Annotated in this window: 15 protein-coding genes; 9 read left to right on the top strand and 6 right to left on the bottom strand. The window is 73.5% G+C overall.

The window, feature by feature from the left end; translation table 11 throughout:
• Positions 1-25: 25 nt before the first annotated feature.
• The 4 genes from ACFHWS_RS03835 to ACFHWS_RS03820 all read left to right on the top strand — a co-directional run bounded on the left by ACFHWS_RS03835 (position 26) and on the right by ACFHWS_RS03820 (position 8,753).
• Positions 26-3,460: an ATP-dependent helicase gene (locus ACFHWS_RS03835; protein WP_416552223.1), complete on the top strand. Its 3,435-nt coding sequence runs from the start codon at positions 26-28 to the stop codon at positions 3,458-3,460.
• The gene (locus ACFHWS_RS03830; RefSeq protein WP_416567636.1) at positions 3,457-6,807 is read left to right on the top strand and encodes a UvrD-helicase domain-containing protein; all 3,351 of its coding nucleotides are present in this window, start codon (positions 3,457-3,459) and stop codon (positions 6,805-6,807) included. The genes ACFHWS_RS03835 and ACFHWS_RS03830 overlap by 4 nt, the downstream gene beginning before the upstream one ends.
• 242 nt (positions 6,808-7,049) lie before the next feature.
• Positions 7,050-7,253 carry a cold-shock protein gene (locus ACFHWS_RS03825; RefSeq protein WP_123605346.1) on the top strand — a complete coding sequence of 68 codons (204 nt, stop codon included), beginning with the start codon at positions 7,050-7,052 and terminating at the stop codon, positions 7,251-7,253.
• A gap of 162 nt (positions 7,254-7,415) precedes the next feature.
• Positions 7,416-8,753, top strand: a complete 1,338-nt coding sequence (locus ACFHWS_RS03820; protein ID WP_416552225.1) for a DEAD/DEAH box helicase — start codon at positions 7,416-7,418, stop codon at positions 8,751-8,753.
• Between the two features lie 82 nt (positions 8,754-8,835).
• On the opposite strand, the gene ACFHWS_RS03815 is transcribed toward ACFHWS_RS03820, so the two are convergent.
• The gene (locus tag ACFHWS_RS03815) at positions 8,836-10,236 is read right to left on the bottom strand and encodes a glucose-6-phosphate dehydrogenase (RefSeq protein ID WP_416552226.1); all 1,401 of its coding nucleotides are present in this window, start codon (positions 10,234-10,236) and stop codon (positions 8,836-8,838) included.
• On the bottom strand, positions 10,233-12,155 hold the full coding sequence (locus ACFHWS_RS03810; protein ID WP_416552227.1) for a glycoside hydrolase family 15 protein: 1,923 nt from the start codon (positions 12,153-12,155) through the stop codon (positions 10,233-10,235). Before ACFHWS_RS03810 ends, ACFHWS_RS03815 begins: the two co-directional genes overlap by 4 nt.
• Before the next feature lie 365 nt (positions 12,156-12,520).
• Between ACFHWS_RS03810 and ACFHWS_RS03805 the strand changes: the two genes are divergently transcribed.
• The 5 genes from ACFHWS_RS03805 to nudC are packed head-to-tail and all read left to right on the top strand — an operon-like array spanning position 12,521 to position 17,462.
• On the top strand, positions 12,521-12,718 hold the full coding sequence (locus ACFHWS_RS03805; protein WP_416552228.1) for a hypothetical protein: 198 nt from the start codon (positions 12,521-12,523) through the stop codon (positions 12,716-12,718).
• 60 nt (positions 12,719-12,778) lie between these two features.
• Positions 12,779-13,726, top strand: a complete 948-nt coding sequence (locus tag ACFHWS_RS03800) for a hypothetical protein (RefSeq protein WP_416552229.1) — start codon at positions 12,779-12,781, stop codon at positions 13,724-13,726.
• A 46-nt stretch (positions 13,727-13,772) separates the two neighbouring features.
• Positions 13,773-15,080 (top strand): M16 family metallopeptidase, encoded by a 1,308-nt coding sequence (locus ACFHWS_RS03795; protein WP_416552230.1) that lies wholly within the window; start codon positions 13,773-13,775, stop codon positions 15,078-15,080.
• Positions 15,077-16,459 (top strand): M16 family metallopeptidase, encoded by a 1,383-nt coding sequence (locus tag ACFHWS_RS03790; RefSeq protein WP_416567635.1) that lies wholly within the window; start codon positions 15,077-15,079, stop codon positions 16,457-16,459. Before ACFHWS_RS03795 ends, ACFHWS_RS03790 begins: the two co-directional genes overlap by 4 nt.
• A complete protein-coding gene (gene nudC / locus ACFHWS_RS03785) occupies positions 16,446-17,462 on the top strand; it encodes an NAD(+) diphosphatase (RefSeq protein ID WP_416552232.1) in 1,017 nt (338 codons plus the stop codon). The genes ACFHWS_RS03790 and nudC overlap by 14 nt, the downstream gene beginning before the upstream one ends.
• A 60-nt stretch (positions 17,463-17,522) precedes the next feature.
• Here the strand turns inward: nudC and ACFHWS_RS03780 are convergent, their stop codons facing one another.
• From ACFHWS_RS03780 to ACFHWS_RS03765, 4 genes are all read right to left on the bottom strand, one after another.
• The gene (locus ACFHWS_RS03780; RefSeq protein WP_416552233.1) at positions 17,523-17,762 is read right to left on the bottom strand and encodes a hypothetical protein; all 240 of its coding nucleotides are present in this window, start codon (positions 17,760-17,762) and stop codon (positions 17,523-17,525) included.
• Between the two features lie 233 nt (positions 17,763-17,995).
• The gene (locus ACFHWS_RS03775) at positions 17,996-18,232 is read right to left on the bottom strand and encodes a DUF397 domain-containing protein (protein ID WP_416552234.1); all 237 of its coding nucleotides are present in this window, start codon (positions 18,230-18,232) and stop codon (positions 17,996-17,998) included.
• 45 nt (positions 18,233-18,277) lie between these two features.
• Entirely contained in the window at positions 18,278-19,423 is a 1,146-nt protein-coding gene (locus ACFHWS_RS03770; protein WP_416552235.1) for a helix-turn-helix domain-containing protein, read from the bottom strand.
• A gap of 161 nt (positions 19,424-19,584) precedes the next feature.
• Positions 19,585-19,830 carry a mycoredoxin gene (locus ACFHWS_RS03765; protein WP_123605336.1) on the bottom strand — a complete coding sequence of 82 codons (246 nt, stop codon included), beginning with the start codon at positions 19,828-19,830 and terminating at the stop codon, positions 19,585-19,587.
• Positions 19,831-19,850 lie beyond the last annotated feature (20 nt).

The following is a 19,850-nucleotide window of genomic DNA, read 5'->3' as shown; positions in this document are numbered from 1 at the left end:
ACAGCTGTCCCATCGTCGTGGTGAGATGAGCGGCGTGCAGGCGTACCGGCTGGTCCGCCGGCCGGCGCAGGCCGAGCCGGCGCGCTTCGACGACCCCGCGCAGCAGGCGGTGGTCACACACACCGACGGGCCGCTGCTGGTCGTCGGCGGTCCGGGGACCGGAAAGACCAGAACCCTGGTCGACGCGGTCGCCACCCGGGTCGCCGAGGGGACCGACCCGGAGCGGATCCTGGTGCTCACCTTCAACCGTCGGGCCGCCGTCGCACTGCGCCGGCGGATCGAGGCGGCGATCGCCGCCGGCTCCCGGCGGGTGCTGCACGAACCCCTGGTACGCACGTTTCCCGGCTACGCGTTCGGCCTGTTGCGCCGGGCCGCCGCCGAACGGGGTGAGCCGTCGCCGCGGCTGCTCACCGGCCCCGAGCAGGATCTGATCATCCGCGAGCTGCTGGACGTGGCCGGCCCACAGCCGGGGACCGCCGGTCCGGCCGGCCCGGCCGCCTCCACCGGCTCGACCGGCCCGGCCGGTGATCAGATCGGCGACCCGGTCGGCTGGCCGCCGGAGCTGCGCGCCGCCCTACCCACCAGGGCGTTCGCCACCCAGCTGCGAGACCTGCTGCAGCGGGCCACCGAACGCGGTGTCGGGCCGGTCGAGCTGGCCCGGCTCGGCGAACGGCTCGGCCGGGCTGACTGGCCGGCGGCGGCCCGCTTCCTGCGCCAGTACGTCGCGGTCCTCGCGCTGCGCGACGTCAGCAACCGGGGTTCGATCGGCTACGACCACGCCGAGCTGGTCCGGGCCGCCACCGGGTTACTCACCGACGATCCGCCGCTGCTGGGGGCTGAACGGGGCCGGCTGTCCTACGTCTACGTTGACGAGCTGGCTGACACGGACCCGGCGCAGGTCGAGCTGCTCGGTCTGATCGCCGGTGGCGGGCGGCCGCTGGTCGCGTTCGCCGACCCGGACTCCTCGACATACGCGTTCCGGGGCGCCGATCCGGGCATCGTGCCGGCGTTCGGGCACCGGTTCCGGACCGCCTCGGGCGCGCCCGCCCGGCAGATCCTGCTGCCGGTCTGCTACCGCACCGACCCGGAGCTGCTGGCGGCCACCGCTCGGGTGGCCCGGCGGCTGCGCGGCCCGGCCGGCCACCGCGAGCTGCGCCCGGCCCCTGCCGGCGGGATGGTCGGTCGGTCGTCGGCCGACCCACCGCCGGCCGTCGGCGCGGACCCGGACAGCGGCGACGCCGTGGCGGTACGGGTGTTCCGCTCGTCGACCAGCGAGGCCAGCTATCTGGCGCATGCGCTGCGGGTGGCGCATCTGATCGACGGGGTGCCGTGGTCCCGGATGGCGGTGATCGTGCGCTCGACCACGCTGCAACTGCCGCCGCTGCAGCGGGCGCTGCACGTCGCCGGTGTGCCGACCGTGGTGCACGCCGAGGACCTGCCGCTGCACCGGCAGCCGGCGGTGGCGCCGCTGCTGTTGCTGCTGCGCTGCGCGTTGGAGCCGGACAGGCTGGACGAAGAGGCGGCGGTCGCCCTGCTGCATTCCCCGCTGGGCGGGGCGGACCCGCTGGCCGAGCGGCGCCTGCGGCAAGGGCTGCGGGCCCTGGCGCTGGCCGCCGGTGACCGCCGTCCCTCCGGTGAACTGCTGGTCGACGCGTTGCGTGACCCGGCGGAGCTGGCCGCGATCGAGCGCCGCTGGGCGGCACCGGCGCAGGCGGTCGCGGCGCTGCTGGCCACCGCGCGGGACACCGCGGCCCGGCCGGGTGCGACCGCCGAGGACGTGCTCTGGGCGGTGTGGCAGACCAGCGGGCTGGCCGACCGGTGGTTCGGCGCGATTCTGCGCGGCCGGACGCCGGCCGGCCCGGCCGGCACCGTACCGGTCGGTGGGGTGACCGACGCCGGGGGGCGGTGGCGGGCCGCGGCGGCGGACCGGGACCTCGACGCGGTGATGGCGCTGTTCGACGCGGCTGCCCGGTTCGTCGATCGGCTGCCGGGTGCCCGGACCGAGGTCTTCCTCGACCATGTGCTCGGCCAGCAGTTGCCGGCCGACACCCTGGCGCCGAGCGGCGACCGAGGCGAGGCGGTCCGGCTGCTCACCGCGCACGCCGCGAAAGGTTTGGAATGGGACGTGGTGGCGGTCGCCGGGGTGCAGGAGGGCGTCTGGCCGGACCTGCGGCTGCGTGGCAGCCTGCTCGGTTCGGAACGGCTGGTCGACGTGCTGACCGGCCGGTCCGACGGGGCCGGGCTCACCGCGTCGCTGGTCGCGCAGACGTCGGCGCTGCTCGACGAGGAGCGGCGGCTGTTCTATGTGGCGGTGACCCGGGCCCGCCGGCGGCTGCTGGTCACCGCGGTCGCCTCCGCAGGGGTCGGCGGGCTGGACCACGAGGAGCAGCCGAGCCGGTTCCTGCACGAGCTGGGCGTGTCGACGGTGGACGCCGACGGCGAGGAGCTGCCGACCCTGCCGGTCGGCCGGCCGCCCCGGTCGCTCACCCTGCCGGCGCTGGTCGCCGAGCTGCGTACCGTGGTCGCCGACCAGACGGCGCAGCCGCAGCGCCGGCAGGAGGCGGCGGCGGTGCTCGCCCGGCTGGCGGTCGCCGGGGTGCCCGGTGCCCACCCGGATGACTGGTGGGGGCTGCGGCCGCTGTCCGACGACCGGCCGCTGGTCGACGAGGGGGAATCGGTCCGGGTCACCCCGTCGACCATGGAGAGCGCGCTGCGGTGCAGCCTGCGCTGGCTGCTGGAGCGGCACGGCGGTCGGGGCGAGCCGAGCGCGGCTGCCGGCGTCGGCAACCTGGTGCACGCGGCGGCGATGCTCGCCGAGGACGCCAGCGTCGACCGGGCGAAACTGCTGGAGTACGTCGCCGCCCGGTTCGACGCGATCGACCTGGCCGCCCGCTGGATGGCCGGTCCGGAGCTGGCCCGCGCCGAGGGCATGGTCGACAAGCTGCTGCGCTGGCTGGCCAGCAACCCGCGTCGGCTGCTCGCCATCGAGCACGAGTTCACCGTACGGCTGGACGACCCGCGGCAGCCGGTGGAGTTGACCGGCCGGGTGGACCGGTTGGAGATCGACGCCGACGGCCGGCTGGTGGTGATCGACCTCAAGACCGGTAAGTCGACCTCGGTGACCGCCGCCGAGCTGGCCGAGCATCCGCAGCTCGGCGCCTACCAGGCGGCGGTCGAGGCGGGGGCGTTCGCCGAGTACGGCGACGACGCCGGTGGCGCGGCGCTGGTCCAGCTCGGTACCCCGGTGAAGGAGGCGAAGGAGCAGCAGCAGGAGCCGCTGGCTGACACCGACGACGCCGGTTGGGCGAGCGCGATGGTCCGCCGTACCGCCCAGACGATGGCCGCGTCGACGTTCTCCGCGGTGGCCAACTCCAGCTGCCGGGTCTGCCCGGTGAAGACCAGCTGCCCGGTCTCCGGCAAGGGCCGGCAGGTCGTCGAACCACCGGCGGAGCACGGATGACCCAGCAGTCGTTGTTCGCCGCCGCTCCGCCGCCGCGTCGCCGCCCCGACGCCGGGCCGCGCTACACCCCGCAGGAGCTGTCCCGGCTGCTGAAACTGCCGCCACCGACCCCGGAGCAGGCGGCGATCATCGCCGCCCCGGTGGAGCCGCTGCTGGTGGTCGCCGGGGCCGGGTCCGGCAAGACCGAGACGATGGCCGCCCGGGTGGTCTGGCTGGTCGCCAACGACCAGGTACGCCCGGAGCAGGTGCTCGGCCTCACCTTCACCCGTAAGGCCGCCGGTGAGCTGGCCCACCGGATCCGGACCCGGCTGGGACAGCTGGTCCGCCAGCTCGGCCGGCAGGGCCGCCGGGCGGAGGAGGATCCGCTGGCCGGCGAGCCGATGGTGGCCACCTACCACTCGTACGCCGCCCGGGTGGTCACTGAACACGGGCTCCGGGCCGGCTACGAGCCGTCGGCCCGGCTGCTCACCGAGGCGTCCCGCTGGCAGATCGTCGACTTCCTGGTCCGCAACTACGACGGTGACATGTCCGAGGTGGACCGGGCACCGGGCACGGTCACCGACGCGGTGCTGGCACTCGCCGGGGAGTTGGCCGAGCACCTGGTCACCCCGGACCAGCTGGCCGGCTGGACCGGCCGGTTCTTCGCCGAGGTGCAGTCCCGGCCCGGCCGGGTGTACGCCGACGTGCGGCGGGCGCTGACCATCCAGCAGATCCGGCTGCGCCTGCTGCCTCTGGTCCGGGCGTACCAGCAGCGCAAGGCCGATTTCGAGGCGATGGACTTCGCCGACCAGATGTCCCGGGCGGCGCAGGTGGCCCGGGACCATCCGGCGGTGGGCGAGTTGGAGCGGGACCGCTACCGGGTGGTGCTGCTCGATGAGTACCAGGACACCAGCCACGCCCAGGTGGTGATGCTGCGGTCGCTGTTCGGCGGCGGGCATCCGGTGGTCGCGGTCGGTGACCCGTGCCAGTCGATCTACGGCTGGCGCGGGGCGAGCGCCGGCACCCTGGACCGGTTCCCCGGCGAGTTCGCCCGCGCCGACGGCACCCCGGCCCGGTCGCTGACGCTGACCACCAGTTGGCGTAACCGGCCGGAGATCCTCAGCGTCGCCAACCAGCTGTCCGGCCCGCTGCGGACCGCCGGGGCCCGGGTGGCGGCGCTGGCTGCCGCCGCGAAGGTCGCCCCGCCGATTCCGGGCCGCACGGCCCGGGGCGCGCCGGCCGCGACGGTGCACTGCGCGCTGCTGGACACGGTGCTCGACGAGGCCGAGTGGATCGCCGACGGCATGTTGGCGGCCTGGCGGGGGGCGGCCGGCGTCGAGCCGGGTCGCGGTGACGAGATCCCGGTCGACGCCCGGCCGACCAGCGCGGTGCTGGTCCGGGTGCGCAGCCAGATCCCGGCGGTCGAGGCGGCGCTGCGGGCCTGCGGCCTGCCGGTCGAGGTGGTCGGTCTCGGCGGCCTGCTGGACACCCCGGAGGTCCGCGACGTCGTCAGTACGCTGCGCGTGCTAGCCGATCCGACCGACGGTGCGGCGCTGCTGCGGCTGCTGACCGGGGCCCGGTGGCGGATCGGTCCCCGGGACCTGGTGGCGCTGCACCGGCGGGCCCGGGCGATCGCCGACGTCCGGCGGGAGCTGCCCCGGGCCGGGGCGGCCGAGCCGGAGATCGTCGTCGACCGGCTCGACGAGGCCAGCCTGGTGGAGGCGTTGGCCGATCCGGGGCCGGCCCAGCTGTACTCGGCGGAGGGCTACGCCCGGCTGCGTGGGTACGGCCGGGAGCTGGCCCTGCTGCGGCAACGCCTGGACCAGTCGTTGCCGGACCTGATCGCCGACGTCGAGCGGACCACTGGCCTGGACGTGGAGGTGGCGGTCCGGGCCGGCGGGGCCGGCGGCGGTGACGCCGGGCTGGCCCGCGGGCACCTGGACGCGCTCGGCGACGTCGCCGCCCGGTTCGCCGGTGAGTCGGACACCGCGACCCTGTCGGCGTTCCTGGCGTTCCTGGACGCCGCCGAGGACGAGGAACGCGGGCTGAGCCCCGGCGAGATCGACGTGGTGTCCGGCGCGGTGCAGATCCTCACCGCGCACGCCGCCAAGGGCCTGGAGTGGGACGTGGTGGCGGTGGCCGGGCTGACCCGCGACGTCTGGCCGGGGGCGGTGCGTGGCTCGGACCACTACCTGTACGGCCTCGGGGTGCTGCCGTTCCCGTTGCGCGGCGACGCGGACGGCCTGCCGGCGTTGGCTCTCGACGACGCCGAGGACCAAAAGGCGGTGGAGCGGGAGCTGACCGAGTTCGGAAAGCGGTGGCGCGAGCACGACGAGCGGGAGGAGCGGCGGCTGGCGTACGTGGCGGTCACCCGGCCGCGCCGGCTGCTGCTCTGCTCCGGCTACTGGTGGGGTGCCGGGGTGAAACGGCACCGCGGGCCGTCGGTGTTCCTCAAGGAGATCCACGACGACTGCCTGGCCGGCGCGGGGGTGGTGGACCACTGGGCGCCGGAGCCGCTGCCGGGTGCGGCAAACCCGATCGACGAGGTGACGGTACGGGCCGAGTGGCCGGCCGATCCGCTGGGCGCGCAGCGGCCCCGGATGGCGGAGGCGGCGAACCTGGTCCGTCAGGCGATGGACCGGCCGGTCGACCCGCCGGACGATCAGCCCTCGGCGGGGTGGTGGGCGGAGGCCCGGATCCTGCTCGCCGAGCGGGATCGGCTGGCCCACGGGGTCGGGCCGGTGGACGTGCCGTTGCCGGACCAGTTGTCGGTGTCGCAGTTGGTGGCCCTGCGTCGGGACCGGTTCGGGCTGGCCCGCACGCTGCGCCGGCCGCTGCCCGGTCGACCGGACCCGTACGCCCGACGGGGGACGGCGTTCCACATCTGGCTGGAGCAGCGCTTCGGCGCGGACCGGCTGTTGGACGTCGACGAGTTGCCCGGTGCCGCCGACGCCGACGCCGCACCCGATGACGCCCTGCTGGAGCTGCAGGAGCGGTTCCTGGCCAGTGAGTGGGCCGGCCGGGTGCCGGTCGAGGTGGAGGTGCCGTTCGCCACGGTGATCTCCGGGGTGGTGGTCCGTGGCCGGATGGACGCGGTGTTCGCCGGCCCGGGTGGCCGCTACGACGTGGTCGACTGGAAAACCGGCCGGCAACCGACCGGGGTGGCCGAGGCCGCGGCGGCGGTGCAGCTCGCCGCGTACCGGCTGGCCTGGGCGGACCTGGCCGGGGTGCCGGTGGAGCAGGTCCGGGCGGCGTTCCACTACGTGCGCGACGGCGTCACCGTGCGCCCGGCGGACCTGCTGGACCGGGCCGGGCTGGCGAAGCTGATCAGTGATCTGCCGTTGCTGGGTGACGCGCCGGATTCGTGATAGCCTGGTGCTGTTGCAGTTTTGGTTCCCCGTGCCGCCCCCGGTGCTACCCGCCGGCCGGCCGGTCACAGAGACAGTGCGAGCGCCTGTGGGGTCTCGGCCCAGGCGCTCTTTGTTGTGTCCGGGCTCTGTTCCGGATGGGGCGATCAGCACCGCGACGCCGGTCCGCGTAGTAAGCGCGGATCTCACATCGGCCCGCAGGCAGTCTCGGGTCCGATCGTTCCATCAAGGAGAAGAGTTACATGGCAGTAGGCACCGTCAAGTGGTTCAACGCGGACAAGGGTTTTGGTTTCATCACCCCGGATGAGGGCGGTGCCGACGTGTTCGCCCACTTCTCCGCGATCCAGTCCTCCGGCTACCGGAGCCTGGACGAGAACCAGCGGGTCGAGTTCGAGATCACCCAGGGCCAGAAGGGCCCGCAGGCGGCCAACATCCGCCCGCTCTGAGCTGTTCGGTACGACGGTCCGGCTCCCGCCGCTCAGGCGGCGGGAGCCGGACCGCAGCAAGTCCTACCCTGGTTCGTGCTTGTGACCCGCTGCTGGCGACCCCACCGCCCGGCGCCTTCCTCGCTACGTGCCACCTAGCTAGCGGAAGGCCGATCCGGTCAGATGAGCACCACCACGATTCCTCACGTCCAGACGCCCTCGTTCGCCGACCTCGGTGTGCCGGCGAGCCTGCTCGCCGCGTTGACCGCCAACGGCATCAACGAGCCGTTCCCCATCCAGGCGGCGACGCTGCCCGACTCATTGGCCGGCCGCGACGTCCTCGGCCGCGGCCGCACCGGCTCCGGCAAGACCCTCGCCTTCGGGCTGCCGCTGGTGGCCCGTACCGCCGGGCGGCGCGCCCGCCCCGGCCGGCCACTGGCCCTGGTCCTGGTCCCCACCCGTGAGCTGGCCCAGCAGGTGACAGCCGCGGTGGAACCGTACGCCCGGGCGGTGCGGCTGCGCTGCGTCACCGTCGTGGGCGGCCTGTCGATCCAACGCCAGGCTGACGCGCTGCGCTCCGGCGCGGAAATCGTCGTCGCCACCCCGGGCCGGCTCAACGATCTGGTCAACCGGGGCGCGTGCCAGCTCGACGACGTCACCGTGGCGGTGCTCGACGAGGCCGACCAGATGGCCGACATGGGCTTCCTGCCGCAGGTCACCATGATCTTGCGCAAGGTCGCGCCGGGCGGACAGCGGATGCTCTTCTCGGCCACCCTGGACCGTGGGGTGGACCGGCTGGTCCGCGAGTTCCTCACCGACCCGGTGTCACACCAGGTCGACCCGTCCACCGCCACCGTCGGCGCGATGAGCCACCACCTGTTGCACGTCAGCGCCGCCGACAAGCCGGCGACCACGGCGGCCATCGCCGCCCGGGACGGCCGGGTGATCATGTTCATCGGCACCAAGCACCGCGCCGACCGGCTGGCCCGCCAGCTGCTCGCCAGCGGGGTACGGGCGGCAGCCCTGCACGGCGGCAAGTCCCAGGGGCAGCGCAACCGCATCCTGGAGCAGTTCAAGACCGGTCAGGTCACCGCGCTGGTCGCCACTGACGTCGCGGCCCGCGGCATCCACATCGACGACCTCGACCTGGTGCTCAACGTTGACCCGCCGGCGGACCACAAGGACTACCTGCACCGGGGCGGGCGTACCGCCCGGGCGGGTGCCACCGGCGTGGTGGCCACCCTGGTCCTGCCCGAGCAGCGGCGGGACATGGACCGCCTGATGGCCGCCGCGAAGATCCGTCCACAGCGCAGCTCGGTCGGCCCGGCGGACACGGAGCTGGCCCGGGTCACCGGCGCCCGCACCCCGTCCGGGGTGCCGGTCACGCTGCCCACGCCGACCCGGGCCGCGGCGGCGAAGAACACTCCGACCGGCACCGCCGGCGGCACCGGTACCGGTCGGCGCCCCGGGCGCCGACCGGGCGGCCGGCGTCGCCCGGCCCGCCGTCCGGCGGCCCGCTGACCGGCCAGATCGGGACCGGACCGGACCGGACCGGGCCGCGACGCGGTCCGGCCCGACCGGGAGCCGTACGCGGCCCGCCCGGTCAGGGTCGTGGTCCGGTGCTCCCGGCCGGATAGTCGCGTAGCGGTGTCCGGCCCTGCGCCCAGCCGGCGAGCACCGGTTCGATGATCCGCCAGCTCTCCTCGGCCTCCTGCGCCTGGGCGCTGAGCCGGGTGTCACCTTCGATGATGGCCAGCAGCAACTGCCCGTACGGGCTCGGTGCCTGCCGGGCCAGTTCGGTCACCATCTCGACCGGCTCCAGGTCGAACGGGTCGCCGATGCCGTTGACGTTGAGCCGCAGCGACATCCGGTCCGGGTCGAGCTGCAGCCGCAGCTCGTTGCACGGGCTGTTCCGGCCGGTGAAGATCGCGTGTGGCACGTCGGCGAACCGGATCACGATCTCGCGCCGGTCGGCGGCCAACGCCTTGCCGGTACGCAGCTTGAACGGCACTCCCGACCACCGCCAGTTGTCGATGTGGACGGTCAGTTCGGCGTACGTCTCGGTGTTTCGGGCCGGGTCGACCCCGGCGCCGTCGACGTAGCTGGCCACCCTCTGCTCGCCGCGCCGGCCCTGGACCACCCCGGCGGTGTACCGACCGCGTACCGTGCAGGCGGCCACGTCGGCGGCCCGGATCGGGCGGACCGCCCGCAGCACGTCCAGTTTGCGCACCGCCAGGTCGGCCGGGTCGACGGTCAGCGGCGGCTCCATCGCAACCAGGGTCAGCAGCTGCAGCAAATGGTTCTGCACCATGTCGCGCAGCGCGCCGGCGTGGTCGTAGTAGCTGGACCGACCTTCCGCGTCGACCGTCTCGTCGAAGACGATGTCGACTCCGGTGATGTGCGTGTTGCTCCACAGCGGCTCCAGCACCCGGTTGGCGAACCGCAGCCCGAGCAGGTTCAGCACGGTCTGCTTGGCCAGGAAGTGGTCCACCCGGAACACCCGGTCGTCCGGCAGCACCTGGTGCAGCACCGTGTTCAGCCGCCGGGCGCTGGACAGGTCCTCGCCGAACGGCTTCTCCACCACCAGCCGGATGCCGGCCGGCAGGTCGCAGCGACCCAGCGCGATCACGACCGGCTCGAACAACCGGTGCGGCAGGGCCAGGTAGACCACCACGGCGTCGTCACCGTGACTGGCCCGCTCGCCGTTCCGGGCGATTCCCAGCGCCGTCGCCAGCACCTCCGGGTCGGTCACGTCACCGTGGACGTAGCTGGCCGTCTCGGCGAGTTCGCTGCGGGCCCGGGCGGCCACCTCGGGGGCGTGTTCGCGCAGCGCGGCGCTCACCCGGTGCCGGAAGCCACGGTCGTCGAGCTCGTCGCGGGCCACCCCGATCAGCCGCATCCCGCCGGCCGGCCGGCCGAGCTCACGTAGCTGGGCCAGGCCGGGCAACAGATAACGGGTGGTGAGGTCGCCGGTGGCGCCGAGCACGATCACGTTCGCTGTCACGTCCGCATCCTTCCGTACCGGGCCAGGTTGACCGCGCTGCTGATCAGCCCGATGTGACTGAACGCCTGCGGGAAGTTTCCCAGGAAGGCGCCGGTCGCGGGGTCGATCTGCTCGGGGAGCAACCCGACGTGGTTCACCCGGCCGCAGAGCTGTTCGAACAGTTCGTGGGCCCGGTCCAGTTGGCCGCTGCCGGCCAGGTTGTCCACCCACCAGAAGGAGCAGAGCAGGAAGGCTCCCTCGCCGCCGCCGACCCCGTCCGGCGACTCCTCGGGCAGGTAGCGGTAGAGCAGGTCGCCGCCGGCACCGAGGCGTTGCTGGACGGCGTCGACGGTGGCGACCATCCGGGGATCGGCGGGGTCGACCACCCGGCGCAGCGGCAGGGCGAGCAGGCTGGCGTCGACGGTGCCGGGCTGGCCGAGGTGTTCGGTGAAATGCCCGTTGTCGTCGTCCCATGCCTCGGTCAGCAGCGCCGAGCGGATCTCCTCGGCTGCCCGCCGCCACCGCTCGACCTCGTCGCGTCGGCCGGTGGCGGTCGCCAGCCGGGCCATCCGGTCCGCCGCCACCTGGCACATCGCCACCGAGTAGGTGAACGGGCGGCCCTCGTGGCGAATCTCCCAGATGCCGTGGTCCGGAGTACGCCAGTGCTGCAACGCCGAGCGGCCCAGCCGGGTCAGCCGGGACCACCGCCGGTCGTCGACCGCACCGCCGGCCCGGGCCCACTGCCAGGCGCAGTCGAGGATTTCGCCGTACACGTCGTGCTGAATCTGATCGGCCGCCGCGTTGCCCCAGCGCACCGGCCGGGAACCGCGGTATCCGGACAGGTCCGGGTCGATCCGTTCGGGGGCCGGCCGGGTGCCGTCCAGGGTGTAGAGCACGTGCGGTCGGCCGTCGCGGGTGCAGGCCTGCAACACCCAGGACAGGAACGACTCAGCTTCGGCGGCCATCCCGACCCGGCGCAGCGCGTAGACGGTGTACGCGGCGTCGCGTACCCAGGTGAACCGGTAGTCCCAGTTGCGGCGGCCGCCGATCGCCTCCGGCAGCGACGACGTGGGGGCGGCGACCACCGCCCCGCTGTCGTGGTCGTCGCAGAGCTTGAGCGTGATGGCGCTGCGGCGGACCAGGCCGGCGTGCCGTCCGGTGTAGTTGATCTGGCGGCTCCAGGTCCGCCAGGCCGCAGCGGTGCGGTCCAGCGCGGCGGCGAGCTGATCGGCGTCGCGGTGCCTGGTCGGACCCTGCGCCCAGCGCAGCACCAGGCCGAGCCGGTCGCCGGCGGTCAACCGGATCCGGCCGGCCAGCCGGTCCAGGCCGGGTACCGGCCGGCTGGCGGTCAGCCGCAGCCGGCCGCCGTCCCCGGCCAGGAACTCGATGCCGATCTCCTCGGCGGTGGGAGTGGTCCGCAGCCCACCCCGGCCGGTCAGCCCGATGTCCAGGTCGACCGTGCCGTCGATGACGGTGACCAGGCGGCCCAGCTCGCCGCAGGCCGCCCCGAGCTCGGTGCCGAGCGGCCGGTCGCTGACCGGTCCGGCCCCGTCAGGCCGACCGCCGCCCCCGTCGGCCGGCTCGTCCGCCGGCTCGCCGGACGCGGCAGTGGTCAGCAGTGCGTCGCGGATCTCCATGCGTCCGGTGGCGGTGTGTAGTTCGGTACGCAGTACAGCGGTGTCCGGCAGGTACTCCTGCCGGACGGCGCGCAGGCCGGCCGGCCGCAGCGTCCAAGCGCCGCCCCGTTCGGCGTCGAGCAGTGCCGCGAACAGCGCCGGCCCGTCGAATCTCGGCAGGCAGAGCCACCGTACGGTGCCGTCCACGCCGACCAGCGCGGCGGTCTGGCCGTCGCCGATCAGGCCGTGGTCGGCGATGGCCGGGTAGCCGTCGGTGAGTTCGGGCACTGGCAGCGCCTTGATCTCCGCCAGATGGTCCGTCACAGGTGTCTCCTCCACATGGTGGGTCCGTCCGGCACCACTCTCCCCGGTGAGCCGTGATGTAGACAGGTACGCGGGTTCCTCTACCCGGTGCCGGACCGGTTGACGCCTGCGACGGAGCCGGTGGCCGTGCCGTCCGCCGTCCGTTCGTCGTCGCGGCCGGCCGTACGTTCTAGCGGAGCCGCCGGTGTCGACGGACAGTGACGCCCGTACGGATGAGCAGGGTCGTCCGTACGGGCGGCGGCATCCGCGAGACATCCACGCTTTTCGTCCGATGGCTGACTGCACGTCGCGCCCGCCGCCGGGATCCTTTGCGTGGCGGACGAGGCACCGCCGCCGGGACCCCCGGGCAGAGAGGTCGGGTGGAGATGACAGCCGAGACCAGCGCGACGAGGGAGATCCTGCTCGTCGTCGGCGTCGCGATGCTCGGCGTGCTGCTGGCCCTGACTTCTGTCGTCACTCCTTGGTACACCGGTCCGACCGCTGGCGCCGGGCCGGTCGTCGTCGAACTGCACGCACCCGACCCGCCGGTACGGTCCACCGACATCGAAGCGGCCCCGCGCTGATCCACCGGACCGGTCGGGGCGCTGCCGGTTTTCCCGCCGTCGAGTGCTTCACTAGGACAGATGTCTGCTTCGCTGCCGTCTGACCGGTCAACGTCCGGGACCGCCGTGGGCTGGTCCGCCGGGCCGGTCACCCGGTCCGGCCGCCCGTACCCGGCCGCCGGTGCCGGTGCGGGTCCGCCCACCGGGCCGCCGACCGGCCCGGGCGCCGGGGGGTCGGGGCCACCGCCGACCGACCCGCGGCGCGGCGGCCGGGACGGGGTACGACTGTGGTGGTTCGGCGGTGCCGCCGCCGTGGTGCTCGCCGGTGGTCTGGTCGCCGTGCTGGTGCTGGTGCTCAGCGGCAACCCGGACCCGTTCGGCAGCCCGGACCCGCCGCCGGATGTCCGGCCGCCGCTGGCCCAGCTCTGCCCCGGCCCCAGTGCAGGACCGGGCGGGCAACCCTCGCCGGCCGACCCGACGCCGGCTCCCGCGCTGCCCGAACCGTCCGGGCCGCGCACCGTCGACCCGGACGCCGGCATTTCGTACACCGAGTACGGCGAACCGTGGCGGCAGTGGTCGACGGTGTGGAACGCCGGGGCGCTGCAGGTGCCGTACAAAGTGGGGCAGCACTTTGTGACCGAGGCGGACTACAACGGGTTCAGCGACTACCACGCCTCGATCCTGTCCGCCGCCGTGCCGGCCGCCGACAACGACGCGCTCTCCCTCGACCTGGAGTGCGTCGGCCGGCAGGTGGCCGCCGACGTCCGTGCCGAGTACTACCCGCAGCCCAACCGGATGGACCTGATCCGCGACGAGCGGACCTCGATCGGTGGGCGACCCGCCTGGCTAACGGTGTTCCGGCTGCACTTCACCCAGCCCGGCCTGCAGGCCACCGACGAACTGGTGGCGGTCGCCTGTATCGACGTCGGACGGCCGACCGCCGCGGTGCTGTTCGTCTCCATTCCCGGCACCCACCGCCAGCTCGACTGGGTGGTCGACGACCTGTACGCATCCGTGCGCGTCGAATGATCCGGCGGTACGCCGAGGACTGTCGACGACAGGTTAGGGTCGGTGCGTGGCGCGTACAGTGCGGATCCCGGCGACCGCGTACCCGGTGGAGCGGTTCACCCTCCCCAACGGCCTGCGGGTGGTCCTGGCGCCCGACCGCAGCGCGCCGGTGGTCGGCGTCGCGGTCGTCTACGACGTCGGGATCCGGTCCGAACCACCGGGGCGTACCGGGTTCGCGCACCTGTTCGAGCATCTGATGTTCCAAGGTTCGGCGAACCTGGAGAAGCTGGCGCACTTCCGCCACGTGCAGGGCTCCGGCGGCACCTTCAACGGCAGCACCCACCTGGACTACACCGACTACTACGAGGTGCTGCCGAGCAACGCGTTGGAGCGGGCGCTGTTTCTGGAGGCCGACCGGATGCGCGGCCCGCAGTTGACCGAGGAGAACCTGCGCAACCAGGTCGATGTGGTCAAGGAGGAGATCCGGGTCAACGTGCTCAACCGGCCGTACGGCGGATTTCCCTGGCTTCGGCTGCCGCCGGTGCTGTTCGACACCTTCCCCAACGCGCACGACGGCTACGGTTCCTTCGCCGATCTGGACAGCGCCACCGTCGGGGAGGCGGCCGAGTTCTTCACCCGCTACTACGCCAGTGGCAACGCGGTGCTCGCCGTCGCCGGTGACTTCGACGTCACCGCCGCGACCGGCCTGGTCGAGCGGCACTTCGGGGACGTCCCGGCCCGGCCGGCGCCGGCCCGCCCCAGCTTCGCCGAGCCGGACCTGACCACCGAGCGGCGCACCACGTACCCCGATCCGCTGGCTCCGCTGCCGGCGGTGGCCGCCGCCTGGCGGGTGCCGGACCCGGTCGACGACCTGGCCGGCTACCTGCCGTACGTGGTGCTCGCCGAGGTGCTCACCGACGGTGACGCGGCCCGGCTGGTGGAGCGGCTGGTGCGTGGCGACCGTACGGTCACCAGCCTCGGCGGCTACCTGTCGTTCGAGGGGGAGCCGTTCGACGTACGGGACCCGTCGGCGTTGGTCCTGCAGGCGCACCTGCCGCCCGGCGGCGACGTCGACAAGGTGCTCGGCGCGGTCGACGAGGAGCTCGACCGGCTCGCCGTCGACGGCTTCGCCCGGGGCGAATTGGCCCGGGTGCAGGCCCGGATGGCCACCCACCTGCTGCGCGACACCGACGCGGTGCTCGGCCGAGGGCTGCGGATGGCGGTGCTGGAGCAGCAGCGGGGCACCCCCGAGCTGCTCAACGAGTTACCGCGGATGCTCGGCACGGTCACCGAGACACAGGTCCGTGCCGCCGCCGCCACCCTACGTCCGTACCGCCGCGCCACGATCGAGGTCGTCCCCGGAGGAGCCCAGTGACCGCCGCCCCCACCCGGAGGCCGTTGCCGCCGCTCGGACCGACCCGTCGACCGCCGTTGCCCAAGGTGGCTGAGCGGACGTTGGACAACGGGCTGCGGGTGATCGCCGTCCGCCGGCCGTCGGTGCCGCTGGTGGAGGTCCGGCTCTGGGTGCCGTTCGCGCGGGCCCCGCTGGCCAGGGCGACGGTGCTGTCGCAGACCCTGTTCTCCGGCACCGTCGACCGGTCCGGCGTGGAGTTGGCCGCCGAGCTGCAGGCGGTCGGTGGCGGTCTGTCCGCCGGGGTGGACGCCGACCGGCTGCTGGTCGCCGGTGCCGGGCTGGTCACCGGGCTGCGGCGGATGCTAGAACTGCTCGGCGAGGTGCTGACCGGGGCGACGTACCCGGCCGGCGAGGTGGCAATCGAGCGCGCCCGGCTGGCCGACCGGATCCAGGTGGCGCTGAGCCAGCCGGCGCACCTGGCCCGCGCCGCGCTGTCCCGGCGGATGTACGGCCGACACCCGTACGCCGAATCGGTGCCCGGGGTGGACCAGGTCCGCTCCGTCCGGCCGGCCGGGCTGCGCGCTCTGCACGCCGACCGGGTCCGGCCGACCGGGGCGCACCTGGTGCTGGTCGGCGATGTGTCACCGGCCCGGGTGTTGGACACCGCCGAGCAGGTGCTCGGTGGCTGGCCGGCCGGTGGCCGGCAGTTGACGCTGCCGGCGGCACCCGCGCCGCGTCCGGCCCCGTTGCTGCTGGTCGACCGGCCCGGGGCGGTGCAGTCGTCGATGCGGATCGCGTTGCCGGCGGTGGACCGGCGGCACCCGGACCACGCCGCCCTGCAGCTGGCCAATATGGTGTTCGGCGGCTACTTCTCGTCCCGCTGGGTGGAGAACATCCGCGAGGACAAGGGCTACAGCTACGGCCCGTACTCGATGGTCGAACACTCGGTGGCCGGATCGGTGCTGCTGCTCGCCGCCGATGTGGCGACCGAGGTGACCGCGCCCGCGTTGCTGGAGACCCTGCACGAGCTGGGCCGACTCGCGGTGCTGCCGCCCCACGTCGACGAGCTCGAACAGGCCCGGCAGTACGCGGTCGGCAGCGTGCAACTGGGCATGTCGACACAGGCCGGGTTGGCCGGGCTGGCCAGCACCTACGCCGGGTTCGGCCTGCCATTGGAGTTTCTCGCCGAGCACACGGCGCGGCTTGTCTCGGCGACCCGCGACGAGGTGGCGGCCGCCGCGACCCGCTACCTGGCACCGGCGCTGACGACGGGGGTGGTGCTCGGCGACGTCGCGCGGATCGCCGGTCCGGTCGCCGCGTTGACCGAGGTCGAAACGTCCGACGCGTCGGTCACCGGCGTAGTCGGGCCGGGTGCGGCAGTGCCCGATGCCGCCGGGTGACACCTCCGTCGGACCGACCGCCGGTACGCAGCCGACCGCCGGTACAGAACCGCCGCTGGCCCGCGCCGCGATGGACCGGGCGGCGCCGTACCGCCGGGATCCGCAGTGGTTGACGCGGGCCTGGCCACGTTCGCTGGTGCTGGTGGTGGACGGCGCGGCGGGTGGCCGGGCGCTGGTGCGCGACGGTGCCGACGGGACCGCCCTGGTGCTGGTGTGCCCGGACCAGGCACCCGCCGTCGAAGTCACCGATCGCATTTTCATCGGTACGGTCGATGACGGCACCCCGGTCTTCGCGGTCGACGCCGTACCACCGTCGTCCGTGGCTGAGCCGGAGCTGCGGTCGGTGACCGTCCGGGAGGTCGGCCATCTGCTGTCGGACCGGGACGCCGGGCTGTTCACCACCGCCGCGGCGATGGTTGGCTGGCACGCCCGGCACCGCTACTCGGCGGCGTCCGGTCTGCCGACCCGGGCGACCGACGGTGGCTGGTCCCGGGTGGACGACACCGGTACGCGGAGCTGGCCACGGACCGATCCGGCGGTGATCGTGCTGTTGACCGACGGCGGTTCCGGCCCGGACGGGCGGTGCCTGCTGGCCAACCACCACGCTCGGCGTGGGGACGGGTCCAGCCGGCTCTACTCCTGCCTGGCCGGATTCGTGGAACCCGGCGAGTCGGCCGAGTCGGCGGTCGCCCGCGAGGTGGCCGAGGAAGTTGGTCTGACGCTGACCGCGACGCGGTACGTCGGCAGCCAGTCCTGGCCGTTCCCGGGCACCCTGATGCTGGGCTACCTCGGCCGGGTCGACCCGGAGCAGCCGCTGCGGCCGGAACCGGAGGAGATCATCCGGGCGCGCTGGTTCACCCGGGCCGAGGTGGCCGCCGGGCTGGCGGGTGAGCGGCTCGATTCCGGCGACGGGTACCCGGTCCGGTTCGCGCCGCCGGCGTCGATCGCCGCGTTCCTGATCCGCAGCTGGGTGGCGGAGGCCGCACCGGACCCCGGTCGGTGACCGCCGCGCCGGACCCCACCGGGCGGGTGCCGGTCGGGCCTGCGCCGGGGCGTGTGCCGGTCAGCCGATGGGCGGGACCGGCACCACCTTCACCCGTTGCCGGCCGGAGCGGACCGGCCCGACGGTGGACAGTGCGCGGGCCAGGTGCAAGGCCGCTTCGAGGTTCTCCGCGCAGACCGTCTGCCGGCGCGGCTCGGGTGCGGTCCGCTCGTCGCGAATGCGTTGGCCGGTGCGGACCGCGGCGATGAGTTCGTCGTGTGCCACCGCGCGGATCTCCGTGCGGACGATCAGGTATCGCATGAACGACTCCGAGCAACCGGTGACCTGGGTAGGACGGCCGATGGCTCAGGTCGGACAGGCTCCTGCTGGAAGTTCCATCGGTCGTCGCCGCAGAAGGAGAACCCGTTGCGATGGTCGGTCAAACCTGACGAACGGATCGATCCTGATGTCCGTTCGGTGGAGGTGGTGTCGGGGTCGAGCCGGGTCGGGGTGGCGCTGGCCACCCGGCTCGACCCGCCGTCCGGCGCCGGCGGTCAGACCAGGTCGAACTCGCCGTCCTTGGCGCTGTCGATGAAGTCACGCCAGGTGGTGCGGTCGAACGACAGCACCGGCCCGCGGCGGTCCTTGCTGTCGCGCATCAGCACCGGTGCGCGGTGACCCGCCGTCGCCCCGACCTCGACGCAGTTGGTGCTCTGGCTGCGGCTGCTCTTGCGCCAGGCGGGCGGGGTCGGACCGGGGACGCGCACGCTGGACTGATCTGCTGGGTTCATTCCTGCTCCTTGCTGGTCAAGCGGACCGGGCGGGCGGACCGTCGGTCAGTCCGGGATCGCCTGGCCGGTCCGGCGCGTGGCCCGCTCGTGCGGTCCACGCTGGATCGGCGGCCCGGCCGGTCGGCCGGGGCCTGCCCCGCCCGCAGCGGGCGGGGACAGCGGGGCAGGGGTGGAGGAGGGGGCGGCACCGTCGGGTACGGAGTCAAGCTCGGTGGCGCCGGCGGCGACGTGCCGGGCCACGGCGTCGCTGAGCCAGTCGATCGACTCCTGCGGGCTGCGGGCCGCCCCGCAGAGCCAGTCGAAGACCTGGCCGTACCGTTCGAGCACCGGCACGTCGTTGACGATCATGTCGGCGGCGAGCGTCTCGATCGCCACCGCGCTCAGGTCCTCCGGGTCGGCGAAGTGGTAGATCGAGAACGCGGTCTCCGACAGGTACCAGGAGGCCACCGTGGCGTTCGGTGGCAGCACCCGCAAGGTGACGTTGGGCAGCTGCGCCATGGCGAGCAGATGCTTCAGCTGCGCCACCATCACGTCGGGTGGGCCGCAGCGCAAGCTGACCGCCGCCTCCTCCAGTACCGCGGTGTACTTCGGTGCTCCGTTCTCGCGCAGCAGCATCGACTGCCGGGACTGCCGGGCCGCGACCTCGGTGTCCGGGTCGTCGGCGTTGCGCTTCTGATTGGCGGTCCGGTGGTTGGTCGCCTTCTGCAGGATCGTCCGGCGTCCGGCGGTGCGCTCGTCAACCACCTCCACCAGCGGGCGCGCCGAGAGGATGCGTACCTTCGCGTAGGCGGAGGTCTGCAGCAGGCCCGGGATGATCACCGCGCCGTACTCCTGGATTCCGGTGCAACCAGCCTCCAACTCGGCGTACGCCCGTTGGAGGCTGGTCATCACCGCGTACGAGCTGAGAAAGGCTCGGGTGTTGCCGGCGTCGCGGGCGATGCCGACCAGATCGTCGCGCTCGGTCCCGGTCACGCCGTACAGGTCGAGCAGGTCCATCACGTCGCCGACCCCCGGCCGGCTGCGCCCGTTCTCGAGCCGGGAGAGCTTGGACGCGGACGCCCACTTCACCCGTTCGATCACCTGCTCACCGGTCAGTCCGGCGTTCTCCCGTAGCCGCCTCAGCTCGCTGCCGAGGCGGCGACGACGCAGGTTCGGGCTCGGTATGGGCTGCTCGGGCTCCTCGGGCTGCACCGGAAACCACCCCCGATCCGTTTGGTGACCGCCAATGTCGCGGCGATGTGGGTCACGGCCCGAAACAGTATGGCCCGATTGCTGCCTCGGTGGGGTCCTCTGGTGGGCGTGTTAGCCAAATGCGACGTTGTGCACAGCGGCGGACGGACCGTGAGTGCGACTCAGCTCGCCGCGAGGTCGCTGAGCCGCTGCCGAACCTGAACGATACTCGGGTTCGTCAATGCCGAACCGTCTGGGAAACGGACCGTCGGAACCGTCTGATTGCCGCCGTTGACCCCCATCACGTAAGCGGCAGCCTCGGTGTCCTGCTCGATGTCGACCACCTCGTACGGAATCCGCTCCCGGTCGAACTGCGACTTGAGCCGGTGGCAGTAGCCGCACCAACTGGTCGAATACATGGTCAACATCAGCAGGTCCTCCGCGGTCG

The organism is Micromonospora sp. LOL_013, from assembly GCF_048060315.1.
Classification (GTDB): Bacteria; Actinomycetota; Actinomycetes; order Mycobacteriales; family Micromonosporaceae; genus Micromonospora_E.
The sequence above is the reverse complement of the archived record's forward strand: the minus strand, read 5'-3'. Positions and strand labels throughout refer to the sequence as shown.

Coding starts and splice junctions, on each gene's coding strand:
- ACFHWS_RS03765 (WP_123605336.1), bottom strand. CDS start 19,830: ATGTTGACCATGTATTCGACCAGTTGGTGCGGCTACTGCCACCGGCTC.
- ACFHWS_RS03800 (WP_416552229.1), top strand. CDS start 12,779: ATGTCTGCTTCGCTGCCGTCTGACCGGTCAACGTCCGGGACCGCCGTG.
- ACFHWS_RS03820 (WP_416552225.1), top strand. CDS start 7,416: ATGAGCACCACCACGATTCCTCACGTCCAGACGCCCTCGTTCGCCGAC.
- ACFHWS_RS03805 (WP_416552228.1), top strand. CDS start 12,521: ATGACAGCCGAGACCAGCGCGACGAGGGAGATCCTGCTCGTCGTCGGC.
- ACFHWS_RS03830 (WP_416567636.1), top strand. CDS start 3,457: ATGACCCAGCAGTCGTTGTTCGCCGCCGCTCCGCCGCCGCGTCGCCGC.
- ACFHWS_RS03780 (WP_416552233.1), bottom strand. CDS start 17,762: ATGCGATACCTGATCGTCCGCACGGAGATCCGCGCGGTGGCACACGAC.
- ACFHWS_RS03835 (WP_416552223.1), top strand. CDS start 26: ATGAGCGGCGTGCAGGCGTACCGGCTGGTCCGCCGGCCGGCGCAGGCC.
- ACFHWS_RS03825 (WP_123605346.1), top strand. CDS start 7,050: ATGGCAGTAGGCACCGTCAAGTGGTTCAACGCGGACAAGGGTTTTGGT.
- ACFHWS_RS03775 (WP_416552234.1), bottom strand. CDS start 18,232: ATGAACCCAGCAGATCAGTCCAGCGTGCGCGTCCCCGGTCCGACCCCG.
- nudC (WP_416552232.1), top strand. CDS start 16,446: ATGCCGCCGGGTGACACCTCCGTCGGACCGACCGCCGGTACGCAGCCG.